General features: G+C 51.4%; 15 protein-coding genes. 6 read left to right on the top strand and 9 right to left on the bottom strand.

Annotation, left to right across the window (positions count from 1 at the left end):
• The first annotated feature begins 1 nt into the window (after position 1).
• A complete protein-coding gene (nth, locus tag ACMHXE_RS08890; protein WP_025011616.1) occupies positions 2-643 on the top strand; it encodes an endonuclease III in 642 nt (213 codons plus the stop codon).
• 364 nt (positions 644-1007) lie between these two features.
• Complete coding sequence (gene gloA / locus ACMHXE_RS08885; RefSeq protein ID WP_039033974.1) at positions 1008-1418, top strand: lactoylglutathione lyase; 411 nt, start codon at positions 1008-1010, stop codon at positions 1416-1418.
• Positions 1419-1540: 122 nt separating this feature from the next.
• Here the strand turns inward: gloA and ACMHXE_RS08880 are convergent, their stop codons facing one another.
• Positions 1541-1876 carry a Grx4 family monothiol glutaredoxin gene (locus ACMHXE_RS08880; RefSeq protein ID WP_165565203.1) on the bottom strand — a complete coding sequence of 112 codons (336 nt, stop codon included), beginning with the start codon at positions 1874-1876 and terminating at the stop codon, positions 1541-1543.
• Between the two features lie 221 nt (positions 1877-2097).
• On the opposite strand from ACMHXE_RS08880, the gene sodB reads away from it, so the two are divergent.
• The 4 genes from sodB to ACMHXE_RS08860 all read left to right on the top strand — a co-directional run bounded on the left by sodB (position 2098) and on the right by ACMHXE_RS08860 (position 7736).
• Positions 2098-2682 (top strand): superoxide dismutase [Fe], encoded by a 585-nt coding sequence (gene sodB / locus ACMHXE_RS08875; RefSeq protein ID WP_025011619.1) that lies wholly within the window; start codon positions 2098-2100, stop codon positions 2680-2682.
• Positions 2683-2948: 266 nt separating this feature from the next.
• Positions 2949-4883: a PrkA family serine protein kinase gene (locus ACMHXE_RS08870; protein ID WP_101055933.1), complete on the top strand. Its 1935-nt coding sequence runs from the start codon at positions 2949-2951 to the stop codon at positions 4881-4883.
• Positions 4884-4934: 51 nt separating this feature from the next.
• On the top strand, positions 4935-6203 hold the full coding sequence (locus ACMHXE_RS08865; protein ID WP_413732021.1) for a YeaH/YhbH family protein: 1269 nt from the start codon (positions 4935-4937) through the stop codon (positions 6201-6203).
• Positions 6204-6215: 12 nt separating this feature from the next.
• A complete protein-coding gene (locus tag ACMHXE_RS08860) occupies positions 6216-7736 on the top strand; it encodes a SpoVR family protein (RefSeq protein ID WP_224867289.1) in 1521 nt (506 codons plus the stop codon).
• A 103-nt stretch (positions 7737-7839) separates the two neighbouring features.
• Here ACMHXE_RS08860 and ACMHXE_RS08855 read toward each other — a convergent pair whose 3' ends face one another.
• Genes ACMHXE_RS08855 through udk form a run of 8 tightly spaced genes read right to left on the bottom strand, consistent with a single transcriptional unit; the run spans position 7840 to position 13684 of the window.
• Entirely contained in the window at positions 7840-8631 is a 792-nt protein-coding gene (locus ACMHXE_RS08855) for a TatD family hydrolase (protein ID WP_165565204.1), read from the bottom strand.
• A 44-nt stretch (positions 8632-8675) separates the two neighbouring features.
• Complete coding sequence (locus tag ACMHXE_RS08850) at positions 8676-9002, bottom strand: PilZ domain-containing protein (protein WP_025011164.1); 327 nt, start codon at positions 9000-9002, stop codon at positions 8676-8678.
• A gap of 10 nt (positions 9003-9012) precedes the next feature.
• Positions 9013-9924 (bottom strand): DNA polymerase III subunit delta', encoded by a 912-nt coding sequence (gene holB / locus ACMHXE_RS08845; protein ID WP_101055930.1) that lies wholly within the window; start codon positions 9922-9924, stop codon positions 9013-9015.
• Positions 9925-9949: 25 nt separating this feature from the next.
• Complete coding sequence (gene tmk / locus ACMHXE_RS08840; RefSeq protein ID WP_025887713.1) at positions 9950-10582, bottom strand: dTMP kinase; 633 nt, start codon at positions 10580-10582, stop codon at positions 9950-9952.
• The gene (gene mltG, locus ACMHXE_RS08835) at positions 10582-11589 is read right to left on the bottom strand and encodes an endolytic transglycosylase MltG (RefSeq protein WP_412495681.1); all 1008 of its coding nucleotides are present in this window, start codon (positions 11587-11589) and stop codon (positions 10582-10584) included. The genes tmk and mltG overlap by 1 nt, the downstream gene beginning before the upstream one ends.
• Positions 11586-12419, bottom strand: coding sequence for an aminodeoxychorismate lyase (gene pabC / locus ACMHXE_RS08830; protein ID WP_413732018.1), 834 nt, complete (start codon positions 12417-12419; stop codon positions 11586-11588). The genes mltG and pabC overlap by 4 nt, the downstream gene beginning before the upstream one ends.
• Positions 12420-12433: 14 nt before the next feature.
• Positions 12434-13015: a dCTP deaminase gene (gene dcd, locus ACMHXE_RS08825; RefSeq protein WP_101055927.1), complete on the bottom strand. Its 582-nt coding sequence runs from the start codon at positions 13013-13015 to the stop codon at positions 12434-12436.
• A gap of 30 nt (positions 13016-13045) precedes the next feature.
• On the bottom strand, positions 13046-13684 hold the full coding sequence (gene udk, locus ACMHXE_RS08820; protein WP_025011169.1) for a uridine kinase: 639 nt from the start codon (positions 13682-13684) through the stop codon (positions 13046-13048).
• Positions 13685-13687: the final 3 nt, after the last annotated feature.

Genomic DNA, 13687 nt, shown 5'->3' with positions numbered 1-13687 from the left:
AGTGAACAAAGACAAGAGACGGGCGATACTCGAACGCCTGCGGGACAACAATCCTCATCCCCAGACAGAGCTGAATTATTCCAGCCCTTTTGAATTACTGGTTGCGGTGACGCTTTCGGCGCAAGCAACCGATGTCAGTGTCAACAAGGCCACTGATAAGCTGTTTCCTGTGGCCAATACCCCCCAGGCTATCGCAGACCTCGGGGTTGAAGGGCTGAAGGAGTATATCAAGACCATAGGGCTTTATAACAATAAGGCCATCAATGTGGTGGCGCTGTCCAAGATCCTTGTTGAGAAGTACAACGGTGAAGTCCCTGAAAACCGCGAGGCGCTGGAGTCACTGCCCGGGGTTGGTCGCAAGACGGCCAATGTGGTGCTCAACACCGCCTTTGGTTGGCCAACCATAGCCGTAGATACTCATATTTTCCGGGTCAGCAACCGCACCCGTTTTGCGCCGGGGAAAAATGTTCAGGAAGTAGAAGATAAACTGCTCAAAGTGGTGCCGGCCGAGTTCAAGGTTGACGTCCACCACTGGCTTATTCTTCACGGGCGCTATACCTGCATTGCCAGAAAGCCCCGCTGCGGCAGTTGTCTGATTGAAGATCTGTGTGAATTCAAAGAAAAAATCTACCCGGAAGACTGAGCCGGAAACGACAATGCCGCCCCGAAGGCGGCATTGTCTTACGTATTCTTGCTCAACGCCAATCAGAACATCTGTACAATCATAGCGGCGAAAACGATTGCAATTACCAAGGTAGATCCAATAGCCATTTTCAATTCTGTAGTCATGCTTGTCTCCTGCATCCAGCTAAGATAGGGTTGACACCATTATTAATGAAGCAGACACAAATACCATGTTTATTTCATGGATTTGTGAACTGGCTATCAAGTTCGCAGCGGTCGGAGCCAATCCATTTGGGAGAGATTCTCAGTTCGCTGAATATAGCTTGATTATCCACGCTACGGAAACTCATTCAGTTTCCGCTATAGAACCAAAAGAGGTAGTAATGTCACAAGTTCTGCATACCATGCTTAGAGTGGGAAACCTTGAACGCAGCATCCATTTCTATACTGAAATCATGGGGATGAAGCTGCTGCGTCAGTCTGAAAACCCTGAATATAAATACACTCTGGCCTTCGTCGGTTATGGCGAAGAGTCAAGTGGTCAGGCTGTCATCGAACTGACCTACAACTGGGGCACAGAGCAATACGATATGGGTAATGCCTTTGGTCATATCGCCATAGGTGAAGAAGATATCTATGCTCGCTGTGAAGCCATCAGCGCCGCCGGTGGCAAGGTTATCCGTGCCCCAGGCCCTGTTGCCGGCGGCAGCACTGAAATTGCCTTTGTGGAAGATCCTGACGGTTACAAAATCGAGCTTATTCAAATGAGTTCGGCTGAAAACGGCTTGGGCTAACAACACAAATGCAAAGAAGCCATCGGCAAGGCAGGTGGCAGGTGAATTCAATGTAACAAAGAAAAGGCCGGAACATCTCCGGCCTCTTGCATTAATGCACTTATAAAGCGCTGAGATTAATCTCAGGCTTCATCCTGCTTGTACTTGGCTGCAGTGTCCTTGATCAAGGTCTGTAGCTCCCCTTTTTGGTACATCTCGGTCAGGATATCGCAACCGCCGATCAGCTCACCTTCAACCCACAACTGAGGGAAAGTTGGCCAATTGGCATACTTGGGCAGTTCAGCACGGATATCAGGATGCTGCAGAATATCAACAAACGCGAACTGCTCGCCGATATTGATCATGATCTGCGCCACCTGAGAGGAAAAACCGCAGCTAGGTAATTTGGGCGAACCTTTCATGTAAAGGATGATGGGGTTTTCAGCGATTTGCTGCTTAATTTTTTCAACAGTTTCCATTTACGTTCCTGAGTACGACACTATATTTGATTCGCTATTGTACGCGAGAGAAACGCAGAACAAAATCACACTATTTGTAAGGTTATTTAGTTATTTGATTTTCCAATGATGTCAATCTGCTCAATCACTCAAACAATGATTCACTTCACAAATTTTATCGGTACAATAGGTGGCAGTGAGCAAGTCTGAAAATGATAAACCAAGTCCATGGAGAGATACTAATGGCTTTCGAATTACCCGCATTACCATATGCCAAGAACGCACTGGAACCCCACATTTCTCAGGAAACCATCGAATACCACTACGGTAAGCACCACAACACTTATGTGGTTAAGCTGAACGGTCTGATCGAAGGCACTGAATTCGCCGGCAAGACCCTGGAAGAAATTGTAAAAACCTCCAGCGGCGGTATTTTCAACAACGCAGCTCAGGTTTGGAACCACACTTTTTACTGGAATTGTCTGGCGCCTAACGGCGGCGGTGAAGCCACTGGCGCTGTAGCAGAAGCCATCAATGCTGCTTTCGGTTCTTTTGAAGCCTTCAAGACTCAGTTCACTGAGTCCGCAGTCAACAACTTTGGTAGCGGCTGGACCTGGCTGGTTAAAAAGGCTGATGGCACTGTCGCTATCGTTAACACCAGCAACGCGGCCACTCCACTGACAGATGCTTCAGTGACCCCACTGCTGACCGTTGACGTTTGGGAACACGCTTACTACATCGACTACCGTAACGTTCGCCCTGACTACATGGCGCACTTCTGGCAGTTGCTGAACTGGGATTTTGTTAACCAAAACTTCGCCGGTTAATTCTCATCAAAACTGAGTTACTGAAAAGGAGCCTGATGGCTCCTTTTTTATAGTTCACAGACACTTCCTCACCGGCAAATCCAACCGCCGTCAGCTCATAACTCCCCTTCACGCCACAAGTGCAACTATTGCTTTTGCAACTATTTGCCTTTGTTTTTATTTATGTTTTTTGACATGAAGCATGAATTAGTGTCTAAGATTAATGGTAGGCAACTGCTAAAGACAGTTCCCTTCCCAGACATATTTGGCGTTTCAGGGGGTTTAAAATGGGCATATTTGAGCACTACCAACAGCGCTATGAGAAGAAACTCGATGAAGAATACACATTACAGGAGTTTCTCGATATCTGTAAGCAAGATCGCAGCGCCTACGCTTCGGCAGCAGAAAGGTTGCTTATCGCCATCGGCGAGCCGGAAGTGGTCGACACTTCCAAGAATCAGGTTCTGAGCCGGATATTTTCCAACCGCTTAATCTCTCGCTATCCCGCGTTTAAAGACTTCTACGGCATGGAAGATGCCATAGAGCAGATAGTCTCTTACCTTAAACATTCGGCCCAGGGGCTGGAAGAATCCAAGCAGATCCTCTATCTGCTGGGACCTGTCGGTGGCGGTAAATCGTCGCTGGCCGAAAAACTCAAAGCCTTAATGCAGCAAGTACCCATCTATATTCTCAGCGCCGATGGGGTCAGAAGTCCGGTCAACGACCACCCTTTCTGCCTGTTTGATGCCGAGGAAGATGGCAAGTTACTGCAGGAAGAGTACCAGATCCCGACCCGTTACCTGCGCAGTATCATGTCGCCCTGGGCGGTCAAGCGTTTGCATGATTTTGGCGGCGATATCTCCCGCTTCCGGGTCGTTAAGGTATTCCCTTCAGTGCTGGATCAAATTGCCATCGCCAAGACTGAACCCGGAGATGACAACAATCAGGACATCTCTTCTCTAGTGGGCAAAGTCGACATTCGTCAGCTGGAGCACTTTGCCCAGAATGATGCCGATGCCTACTCCTATTCAGGAGCACTGTGCCGTGCCAACCAGGGTTTAATGGAGTTTGTGGAGATGTTCAAGGCGCCGATCAAGGTGCTGCACCCACTGCTGACCGCCACTCAGGAAGGCAACTATAACGGCACCGAAGGTTTATCGGCCCTGCCCTTTAACGGCATTATTCTGGCTCACTCCAACGAGTCTGAATGGAGCAGCTTTAAAAATAATAAAAACAATGAAGCCTTTCTCGACCGTGTTTATATCGTTAAGGTGCCCTACTGCCTGCGCGTGTCGGAAGAGATGCAGATTTACCGCAAGCTTATCGCCAATTCAGAACTGACCAAGGCCCCCTGTGCCCCAGGCACACTGGAGACCTTGGCTCAATTCAGCGTGCTCTCAAGGATCAAGACCCCGGAGAACTCCTCCGTCTACTCCAAGATGCGGGTCTATGACGGTGAAAGCCTCAAGGATACCGATCCCAAAGCCAAGTCTTACCAGGAATATCGTGACTATGCCGGGGTCGATGAGGGGATGCATGGACTATCAACTCGCTTCGCGTTCAAGATCCTCTCCAAGGTCTTTAACTTCGATCATTCCGAAATTGCCGCCAACCCAGTGCACCTCTTCTATGTGCTGGAGCGGCAGATAGAGCAAGAGCAGTTCCCTTCCGATACCGCAGAAAGGTATATGGAGTTTCTGAAGGGCTATCTGATCCCTAAATATGTTGAGTTTATCGGCAAAGAGATCCAAACCGCTTATCTGGAATCTTACTCGGAATATGGTCAGAACATTTTCGACCGCTATGTCACCTATGCCGATTTCTGGATCCAGGATCAGGAATACAGAGATCCGGAAACCGGCCAACTGTTTGACCGAGCCGCACTCAACGCCGAATTGGAGAAAATTGAAAAGCCGGCCGGGATAAGTAATCCCAAAGACTTTCGCAATGAGATAGTCAACTTTGTGCTCAGGGCCAGGGCCAATAACGATGGCAACAACCCGCAATGGACCAGCTATGAGAAACTCAGAACCGTGATAGAGAAGAAGATGTTCTCAAATACGGAAGATCTCCTGCCGGTCATATCTTTCAACGCCAAGACCTCCACAGACGATCAGCGCAAACATGATGATTTCGTCAATCGTATGATGGAGAAAGGCTACACCAAGAAACAGGTGCGCCTGTTGTCCGAGTGGTACTTACGGGTACGTAAGTCCTCATAGCTGTGCCCTTTCGGGGCTTTCGGGCCCCGGTATTTGCTTTGGGAGGTGCGTATGGCGAACTTTATCGACAGGCGGTTGAATGCCAAAGGAAAGAGCACGGTTAACCGTCAGCGGTTTATTAACCGCTATAAACAACAAATTAAAAAAGCGGTCAGTGATGCTGTCACTCATCGTAGCGTCACTGATGTCGACAAGGGAGAAAAAATCAGTATCCCCACCAAAGACATCAGCGAACCCGTATTCCATCAAGGCCCTGGCGGCGTCCGTGAGCGAGTGCATCCGGGCAACGACCAGTTTACCCGCGGCGACAAAATAGACAGGCCTCAGGGCGGCGGTGGTGGTGGCAGCGGCAAGGGCGATGCCTCGGACTCAGGCGAGGGTCAGGATGACTTTGTATTTCAAATCTCCAAAGATGAGTACCTCGAGCTCTTGTTTGAAGATCTTGATTTGCCCAACTTGCAGAAAAACCGCCTGAACAAACTGGTGGAATATCAAACTTACCGAGCCGGTTATACCAATGATGGTGTGCCCTCCAATATCAATATCGTCCGCTCTTTGAGATCATCTCTGGCGCGGCGCACCGCCATGTCTGCAGACAAGAAACGGCGACTGCATGAACTGGAAAACGAACTGGCAGAGCTGGAAAACACCCCGGGTGCCAGTGCCGAGCGGATTTTGCAACTCAAAGAGGAGATTGAAGAGCTTAAACAGCGCATCGCCAAGGTGCCCTTTATCGATACCTTCGATCTGCGCTACAACAACTTTGCCAAACGGGAAGTGCCCACCAGTCAAGCGGTGATGTTCTGTCTTATGGATGTCTCCGGCTCCATGGATCAAGCCACCAAAGATATGGCCAAACGCTTCTATATATTGCTGTACCTGTTTCTGACCCGCACTTACAAGAATCTTGAGGTCGTCTATATCCGTCATCATACCCAGGCCAAAGAAGTGGATGAACATGAGTTTTTCTACTCTCAGGAGACGGGCGGCACCATAGTCTCCAGTGCACTGAAACTGATGCACGAAATTCAACAGGAACGCTATCCGGCCAATGAATGGAATATTTATGCCGCCCAGGCATCCGATGGCGACAACTGGGCAGATGACTCGCCCACCTGTTATCAGATCCTCGAAACACAACTGCTACCCGTAGTACGCTATTTCAGTTACATAGAAATCACCAACAGGGCGCACCAGACGCTCTGGCGTGAATATGAAACCCTGCAAAAACAATTCGACAATATGGCGGTACAACATATTCGCCAGGCAGAGGATATCTATCCCGTCTTCCGCGAGTTGTTCAAGAAGCAGGCGGTTTAAGGGGAAGCGATTATGAGCAAAAAGAAAACACGCCAGCCGCTGAGCGATGGCCCTGAATGGACTTTTGAACTGCTGGAAACCTATGAAAAGGAAATCGCCCGGGTCGCGGAGCATTATCGTCTGGGGACCTATCCCAATCAGATAGAAGTGATCACCGCCGAGCAGATGATGGATGCCTACGCCAGCATAGGCATGCCTATAGGGTACACTCACTGGTCCTTCGGTAAGCGTTTTATTGAGACCGAGCAGGGTTATAAGCGCGGCCAGATGGGGCTAGCCTATGAGATAGTCATCAACTCCAACCCCTGTATCGCCTATCTGATGGAGGAAAACACCCTCACCATGCAGGCCTTGGTGATTGCTCACGCCTGCTTTGGCCACAACAGTTTCTTCAAAAACAACTACCTGTTCCGCACCTGGACAGATGCCGGTTCCATCATTGATTACCTGGTCTTTGCCAAGCAATACATCAGTGAATGCGAGCGTAAATATGGCATAGATGAGGTGGAAAACTTGTTGGACTCCTGCCACGCCTTGATGAATTATGGCGTCGACCGCTACAAGCGGCCAACAGAAATCTCGTTTCGTGAAGAGCAGGCACGCCAGAAAGAGCGCGAGGCCTATCTGCAAACCCAGGTCAACGATCTCTGGCGCACCATCCCCTCGCACCAAACCAAAGAGGAAGCCAAACAGCAAAAACGTTTTCCGTCAGAGCCACAGGAAAACATTCTCTACTTTATCGAGAAGCATGCTCCATTGCTGGAGCCCTGGCAACGGGAGCTGGTGCGTATCGTACGCAAGATGGGGCAGTATTTTTATCCGCAACGCCAGACCCAGGTAATGAACGAGGGCTGGGCCACCTTCTGGCATTACACCCTGCTCAACCACCTTTATGACGAAGGCTTGGTCACCGACAGATTTATGTTGGAGTTTTTACAAAGTCACACCAATGTGGTGGCTCAGCCTGCCTACAACAGCCCTTATTACAACGGCATAAACCCCTATGCCCTAGGGTTCAATATGTTTTGCGACATTCGCCGCATCTGCGAACAGCCAACTGAAGAAGATAGATATTGGTTCCCGGATATCGCCGGCAGCGATTGGCTGAAAACTGTACATTTCGCCATGGAAAACTTCAAGGATGAGAGCTTCATCAGCCAATATCTATCCCCCACCATGATCCGCAAGTTCAAGCTGTTTGGCGTACTCGATGATGAAAGCAAAAACTATCTGTCGGTATCGGCTATTCATGATGAACAGGGATACCGCGATATCAGACAAATTTTATCTTCGCAATACAACCTGTCCAATAATGAACCCAATATTCAGGTGCATAATGTCATGGTCAATGGCGATCGCTCGCTGACACTGAGGTATATCCCCAGTAACGGCATCCCTCTGGCAGACAGCTGCCGGGAAGTACTCAAACACCTACATAGATTGTGGGGCTTTGACGTCACCCTGGAGCAGAAAGCGGAAGATGGCGAGATACGAATACTGGCCTCGTGTCCTGACAAAGGCGAATATATCTAACCATCATGTGGGCTGCTTGTACTCCTGCCCTCACCGGCCATTGACTCACAGCGCAAAACAGATAGGCTCGAGCTATAAGCAAAAGCCTCTCTGTTTCGTTGAGCTAGCTTCTGCCTGCCAGTTTAGCGGCATCCTTGAACAGGGTAAAAAAGTTGTCTGTGGTGTACTGGGCCAACTCTTCAAAGGACTCACCTCTGAGCTCGGCAACAAACTCGGCGACATCACGAACAAAGGCCGGCTGATTCTCTTTTCCCCGATGAGGCACGGGTGCCAGATAAGGCGAATCGGTTTCGACCAGCAGCCTGTCTTTGGGGATTTTACGGATAACACTTCTTAGCTCAGCGGCATTTTTAAAGCTGACGATACCGGAAACCGAAATATAAAAGCCCAGATCCATAGCCGCCTTGGCCATTTCCCAGTTCTCGGTAAAGCAGTGCAGTACCCCGCCGCACTGTTCGGCGCCGCCGTTCTTCAGTATGGCTATGGTGTCTTCTCTGGCATCCCGGGTGTGAACAATCAAAGGCTTGGCCACTTCTCTGGCCAGCGCCACTTGCTGCTCAAAGCATTGTTGCTGCAAGGCCTTGGTATCATCGGCATAGAAATAATCCAGCCCTGTCTCGCCAATGGCCACGACTTTCGGGTCGGCGGCATAACTCTTGAGTTCATTGAGATCCAATCCCTCTTTCACATCCAAAGGATGCACCCCGGAAGACAGGAACACCTGCTCAAACCCGGCGACTTTGGCCTTCATCTCTGCAAAACCTTTTTGCCGGACATTGACACAAAGAAAATAGTCTACCCCCCGAGCCTTGGCGGCATCGAGCAACTGACTGAGGCTTTCGGGATCCGGCGCAGCTTTGAGGCGATCGAGATGGCAATGGGAATCAACTAACACTTGGAAATCCACCCACAATTGAAAAGGACGGCAAGGATAGCGCCCTACATAGTGCAGGTCAAATCACCCGAGGCCAGCTCTCTGGAAAGGAGTTTTTCAATATGATGCTTGTGGGACTCGGGATCCGAGAGAATTTTAACCCCTATACCGGCCGGGCGTCCTCCGGAAGCGCCGAGCGGGTTGATCCACACCACGACCCCCTGAAACTCATTGACATGAGTCGAGCCCGGCAAACGATAACCTATCTGGATCTCCTGACCGAGGAAATGTCCCTCGGTAGTTGCCACAAACAGGCCCGCCGGCTGAATAAAAGGCATGTAAGCACGATACAACTGGTGCAGGGTGTCAAAATTCACTGTCAGATCGACCATAGGATACTTTTTAAGTTTTCAGTCTCTTATATTCTAAGACATAATTCTGGCAAAGCGCCAAGTAGTTGACACTCGGCATCTGGCTCAGACGATTGCAGGTATCCATCACCTTGGCAGCCAGGGTCGCTATTTGCGCCCGCAGCAAGGGGTCCTCCCCTTCGATGGTTAACAGCTCTCTATGCAACACCAAGTATAAAACTCTAAGTACATCAGAGATTTGTTCCTCACCTACTGTTAACAAACTAGCACACAGATGGCCCGTTAACAAACTGGCGCGCCAATCGCGGCGATAATCCAATAAGGTCTGGTATCTGTCAGACTGCAAAACCTCTGCCAACTTTAGCGGTCCGCCGACGACGGGCAAACACCAGGTAACATCGGCCGGCAGCGGTAACTGCTGCGCCAGCCAGGACTGAATGGCACTCTTGTCCGGCAGTTTTACCTGCACTCTCTGACAACGACTGGATATGGTCGGCAACAGCCCGGCGGTGCTGTCGGTCTGTAGAATAATCAGCGTCCCCTGCCCCGGCTCTTCCAGGGTTTTCAGCAGGGCATTGGCCGCAGCTTGATTGAGGCGCTCACTTTGGGCGATAAGCGCCACCCGCCGCCCACCTTGCTGGGCCGTGGAGGTCAGCTCCTGACAAAGCGCCCGCACCTGATCCACTTTTATCTGTTTACCATCGGCTTCAAGAAGATGAAAATCGGGATGGTTACCGGCGAGCACCAGCTGGCAGCTCTTGCAATGACCGCACTCTCCCCGAGCTGTGGGTTCGCTGCACAGGGCCGCCGCGGCTATCTCTTCGGCTAGCTTCATGCCGCCATAGCCCTGGGAAAGCCCCAGCAGCAACGCATGAGGCATCTGAGCCGAGTGCAGTTGCTGCATAAAACGGGCTTTAGCGTCACTCAACCAGGGCATGTCCATCTTCATCACTCCTTATGCCGCTTGCTTACCAATCTTTGGTTTGCAACACAGCCAGAATATCTTTATGCACTTCGGCCATGCTCTGACTGGCGTCGATAACCGCTATGCTGTCGTCCTGTTGTGCCAGGCTCAGATAGGTGGCACGAGTGCGTTCAAAGAAGGCCAGTTCCTGCTGCTCGATTCGATCCAGCTCACCACGGTTGGCGGCGCGGGTTAGCCCAAGGCTTGGCTCTATGTCGAGATACAGGGTCAAGTCTGGTTTAAAGTCCCCAAGGGTGGCGGCGCTGACCGCGCTGACCAATGGCATCAACCCCCGACCACCACCCTGATAAGCCAGGGACGACAGGTTGTGTCTGTCGCCGAGCACCCAACTGCCCTCGGCAAGCGCCGGCTTGATCACTCGGGCCACCAGCTGCGCCCTGGCGGCATACAGCAGCAGGCATTCAGATTCGTCACACAGAGGGTCGCTTGCATCGGCCACCTTCACCAAGTCGCGGATCTTCTCCGCCAACGGGGTGCCACCCGGCTCTCGGGTACAGACAGGTGCCTTGCCGGTATGTTTTTCGATAAAGTCTCGCACCAATGCGATGGCGCTGGACTTACCGGCGCCTTCCAGGCCCTCGATAACGATAAATTTTGCAGTGGCTTTTTGTGGCATTATCTCTTTCTCTGATACTGGTTCACGGCGCGGTTATGTTCGGCCAGTGTACGGGAAAATACATGACTGCCGTCATTGCGGGAAACGAAGTAGAGGTACTCCACGGCTTCCGGGTGTGCGGCCGCCAGCAGGGCTTCCCGCCCGGGCGCGGCAATAGGTGTCGGCGGCAGTCCAAAAATACGGTAGGTGTTGAATGGCGTTTCTTCGCGCAGATCTTTACGGGTGATATTGCCATCAAAACGCTCCCCCATGCCGTAAATGACAGTGGGATCTGTCTGCAAGCGCATGCGTTTTTTCAAGCGATTGACAAATACCGCCGCTATCTTACCGCGCTCCTCTGCCAGGCCGGTTTCCTTTTCTATGATGGAGGCCAGGATCAAGAGTTCATAGGGACTCTTGAGCGGAATGCTTTGATCCCGCTGCTGCCAGATGCTCTCCAGTTGTTGCTGCATCTTGATAAAGCTTTGGGTCAACAGAGTATTGAGCTCAGTGCCGGCACGATACTGATAGGTATCCGGGAAAAACTTGCCTTCCGGCAAGCCGCTGTTATCCCCTTGAGCTTCGAGCACATCGATAAACGGCTTGTCGCTGACCTTGAGATGCGCCAAGGTCTGCAGATACGCTTGCCACTCGCGAATAGTCTTGCCCTCTACCAGCGTCAGGGTAAAAGTCTTCTCGTCACCGGCCACCAACCGCTCCAGCAAAGAAACCGGAGTGTCGCCGGGTTCAATCTGGTAAAGACCGCTGCGAATAGCAGTCATCTGCGGGTAAAGCTTACCCCAGAGCTTCCAGTGCCAGTCAAACTCCAACAACTGCTGATTTTGCAGCTCTTGCCCCAACTGGTAAAAGGAGGTGCCACGTTTCAGCAGCAGCTCTCTGGGTTCATCCAGCTTCAGCTCTGTGGCCGCAAAGCGGTTGAGTTCGTTGTAACCCCAAAAACCAACGCCCAGCGCCAGAGTCATCAGGGTAAACACAAAGGCCAGGGCCGCAACTAAGCATTTTTTCATAATTGGATAGCAAGCGCCTTGCGAAGAGGTGTGCTGCCGGGCCAGAGTTCAAAGTTTTGCTGATCCACAGCAATAACATCGACCAAACCCAACAGGCTGTTACTGATAAAGAGGTGATGCGCCCGTTGCAGCATCTCTGTGTTAAGAGGGCACAGCTGCACGTCAATGCCCTGGTCGAGCAAGGCCACAATCAACTGCTGTCGCATCACTCCGGAGACACCAGAGTAATTCATGGCCGGTGAATACGCCGTCAGTTTACCTTGTTCATTAGGTAGTAGCAGGAACAGATTGGCCATCGAGGATTCGAGCAGTAAATCGTCGCAATCCAGTACCAGCCAATCATCAAAGCCTTCAGGCAATGGCTGCGCCTTGATAAGCACCTGTTCCAGGCGATTGAGGTGTTTAATGCCGGCAAGCCTTGGCTGTTTGCCAAGCCTGATGGGTGAGGTCTTGAGGGCAATCCCTTTTTGCTGCCAATCAGGATAATGCGCCGGCAATGGCGCCAGGCTGATGACTTCGGTGACCAAAGCGTCTGCCGGCGGCGTATAACCACGGCCGCCCTCTCCCCGGGTGAGCTGCAACTTAAGGCAGCTGTGGGGATTGGCGACGGCAATGCGCTTGAGGCTTGAGTGCAAGGCATCCGATGCCTGCCAGACAAAACCCAAGCGCAGCGCCCCTTGAGTCAAGCGGGCAAGATGTTCACCCAGAAAGGCTATTTGCCCCTTACCATCCACCGCCATGGTTGCAAACAGGCCATCACCATAGGTAAAGCCCCGATCGCGAACGCAGACGCTATCCTGCTCTTTTCCCTGAACCCAGACACCACTCATGCGCAATCCAGGGCTCAGTCCTGGCTGATCCGACTGGCGACCGCATCTTGCTGATCGCGATACTTGGCGTTCTTGCGGGTGTTGTAGGGTCTGGCCACAGGACGAGACAAGCGCTCAAAGTTCAGTGCCCCTATGGTCATCATGGGACGCAATGCCAGCGGTAGTTTACCGCTGTTGTAAAACTCGAGCACGATTCGCCCCTGCCAACCCGGGTCGATACGGTGCGCCGTCACGTGCACCATCAAGCCCAGACGCGCCAGAGAAGAGCGGCCATCAAGCCAGCCGACTATGTCGGAAGGCAGGTGAACACTCTCATAGGTCACTGCCAGCGCCAGCTCGCCCGGATGCAGAAAGAAGGCTTCGCCATCGGCAATATCTATCTGCTCGCTCATCACTCTATCCAGCGCAGCCTGCACTTCGGCCTTGGGGCCGCTGAGATCTATATAAGGCGCAGTATGATCCTTGAACACCCGAAACTGGTGACCCAGACGCACATCAACACTCACGCCACTGATGGCCTCTATGCCGGGACGGGGGTCTATAACTATGCTGCCCTCGTCCAGACATTGTTCAATTTCGATATCAGTTAATCGCATCTCGCCTTCTAGCTCCCTGGATACTTGTGGTTATTTAGCCAGCAAATGCTGGATTCTGGCCTTGAGAATATCGGTGGCAATCCGGTTCTTGCCGCCCCTTGGCACTATGATGTCGGCATACTGCTTTGAGGGTTCAATAAACTGCAGAAACATGGGTCTTACCGTTTTCTGGTACTGGCTGATAACAGACTCCATGGTGCGGCCACGCTCGGCCACATCACGGGTCAGGCGCCGCAGTAAACAGATATCCAGTGGTGTATCCATAAACACGCTGGCATCCATCAGTTCACGCAGTTTAGGGTCAGTCAGCAGCAGAATACCTTCGAGAATGATGACCTTTTTAGGGGTCATCTTCAAGGTATCGCTGGTGCGGGTATGCTCGGCATAGCTATAGCAGGGAATATCCACCGCCTGCCCCTGTTTAAGCGCTACCAGGTGAGTGCTGAGCAGTTCATGATCCAACGCCTTGGGATGGTCATAGTTGGTCTTGACCCTCTCGTCCATGGACATATGGCTCTGATCCCGATAGTAGGCATCTTCATTGATAACCCCAATCTGATCTGTCCCTAAGTCTCGGCATAACTCTTCAAATATGGTCTTGGCGATCAAACTTTTACCTGACGCCGAAGCCCCTGCTATACCGATAACGACACACTGTGGCGAATTCATGCT

The organism is Shewanella sp. BJSY2023SW007 (genome assembly GCF_047314525.1).
In the GTDB taxonomy this organism is placed as follows: domain Bacteria; phylum Pseudomonadota; class Gammaproteobacteria; order Enterobacterales; family Shewanellaceae; genus Shewanella; species Shewanella chilikensis.
The sequence above is the reverse complement of the archived record's forward strand: the minus strand, read 5'-3'. Positions and strand labels throughout refer to the sequence as shown.

What these genes read in the sequence shown, in the direction of transcription:
- gloA (WP_039033974.1), top strand. Translation starts at nt 1,008, where the DNA reads ATGTCACAAGTTCTGCATACCATGCTTAGAGTGGGAAACCTTGAACGC.
- ACMHXE_RS08880 (WP_165565203.1), bottom strand. Translation starts at nt 1,876, where the DNA reads ATGGAAACTGTTGAAAAAATTAAGCAGCAAATCGCTGAAAACCCCATC.
- sodB (WP_025011619.1), top strand. Translation starts at nt 2,098, where the DNA reads ATGGCTTTCGAATTACCCGCATTACCATATGCCAAGAACGCACTGGAA.
- ACMHXE_RS08870 (WP_101055933.1), top strand. Translation starts at nt 2,949, where the DNA reads ATGGGCATATTTGAGCACTACCAACAGCGCTATGAGAAGAAACTCGAT.
- ACMHXE_RS08865 (WP_413732021.1), top strand. Translation starts at nt 4,935, where the DNA reads ATGGCGAACTTTATCGACAGGCGGTTGAATGCCAAAGGAAAGAGCACG.
- ACMHXE_RS08860 (WP_224867289.1), top strand. Translation starts at nt 6,216, where the DNA reads ATGAGCAAAAAGAAAACACGCCAGCCGCTGAGCGATGGCCCTGAATGG.
- ACMHXE_RS08850 (WP_025011164.1), bottom strand. Translation starts at nt 9,002, where the DNA reads ATGGTCGATCTGACAGTGAATTTTGACACCCTGCACCAGTTGTATCGT.
- holB (WP_101055930.1), bottom strand. Translation starts at nt 9,924, where the DNA reads ATGGACATGCCCTGGTTGAGTGACGCTAAAGCCCGTTTTATGCAGCAA.
- tmk (WP_025887713.1), bottom strand. Translation starts at nt 10,582, where the DNA reads ATGCCACAAAAAGCCACTGCAAAATTTATCGTTATCGAGGGCCTGGAA.
- mltG (WP_412495681.1), bottom strand. Translation starts at nt 11,589, where the DNA reads ATGAAAAAATGCTTAGTTGCGGCCCTGGCCTTTGTGTTTACCCTGATG.
- pabC (WP_413732018.1), bottom strand. Translation starts at nt 12,419, where the DNA reads ATGAGTGGTGTCTGGGTTCAGGGAAAAGAGCAGGATAGCGTCTGCGTT.
- dcd (WP_101055927.1), bottom strand. Translation starts at nt 13,015, where the DNA reads ATGCGATTAACTGATATCGAAATTGAACAATGTCTGGACGAGGGCAGC.
- udk (WP_025011169.1), bottom strand. Translation starts at nt 13,684, where the DNA reads ATGAATTCGCCACAGTGTGTCGTTATCGGTATAGCAGGGGCTTCGGCG.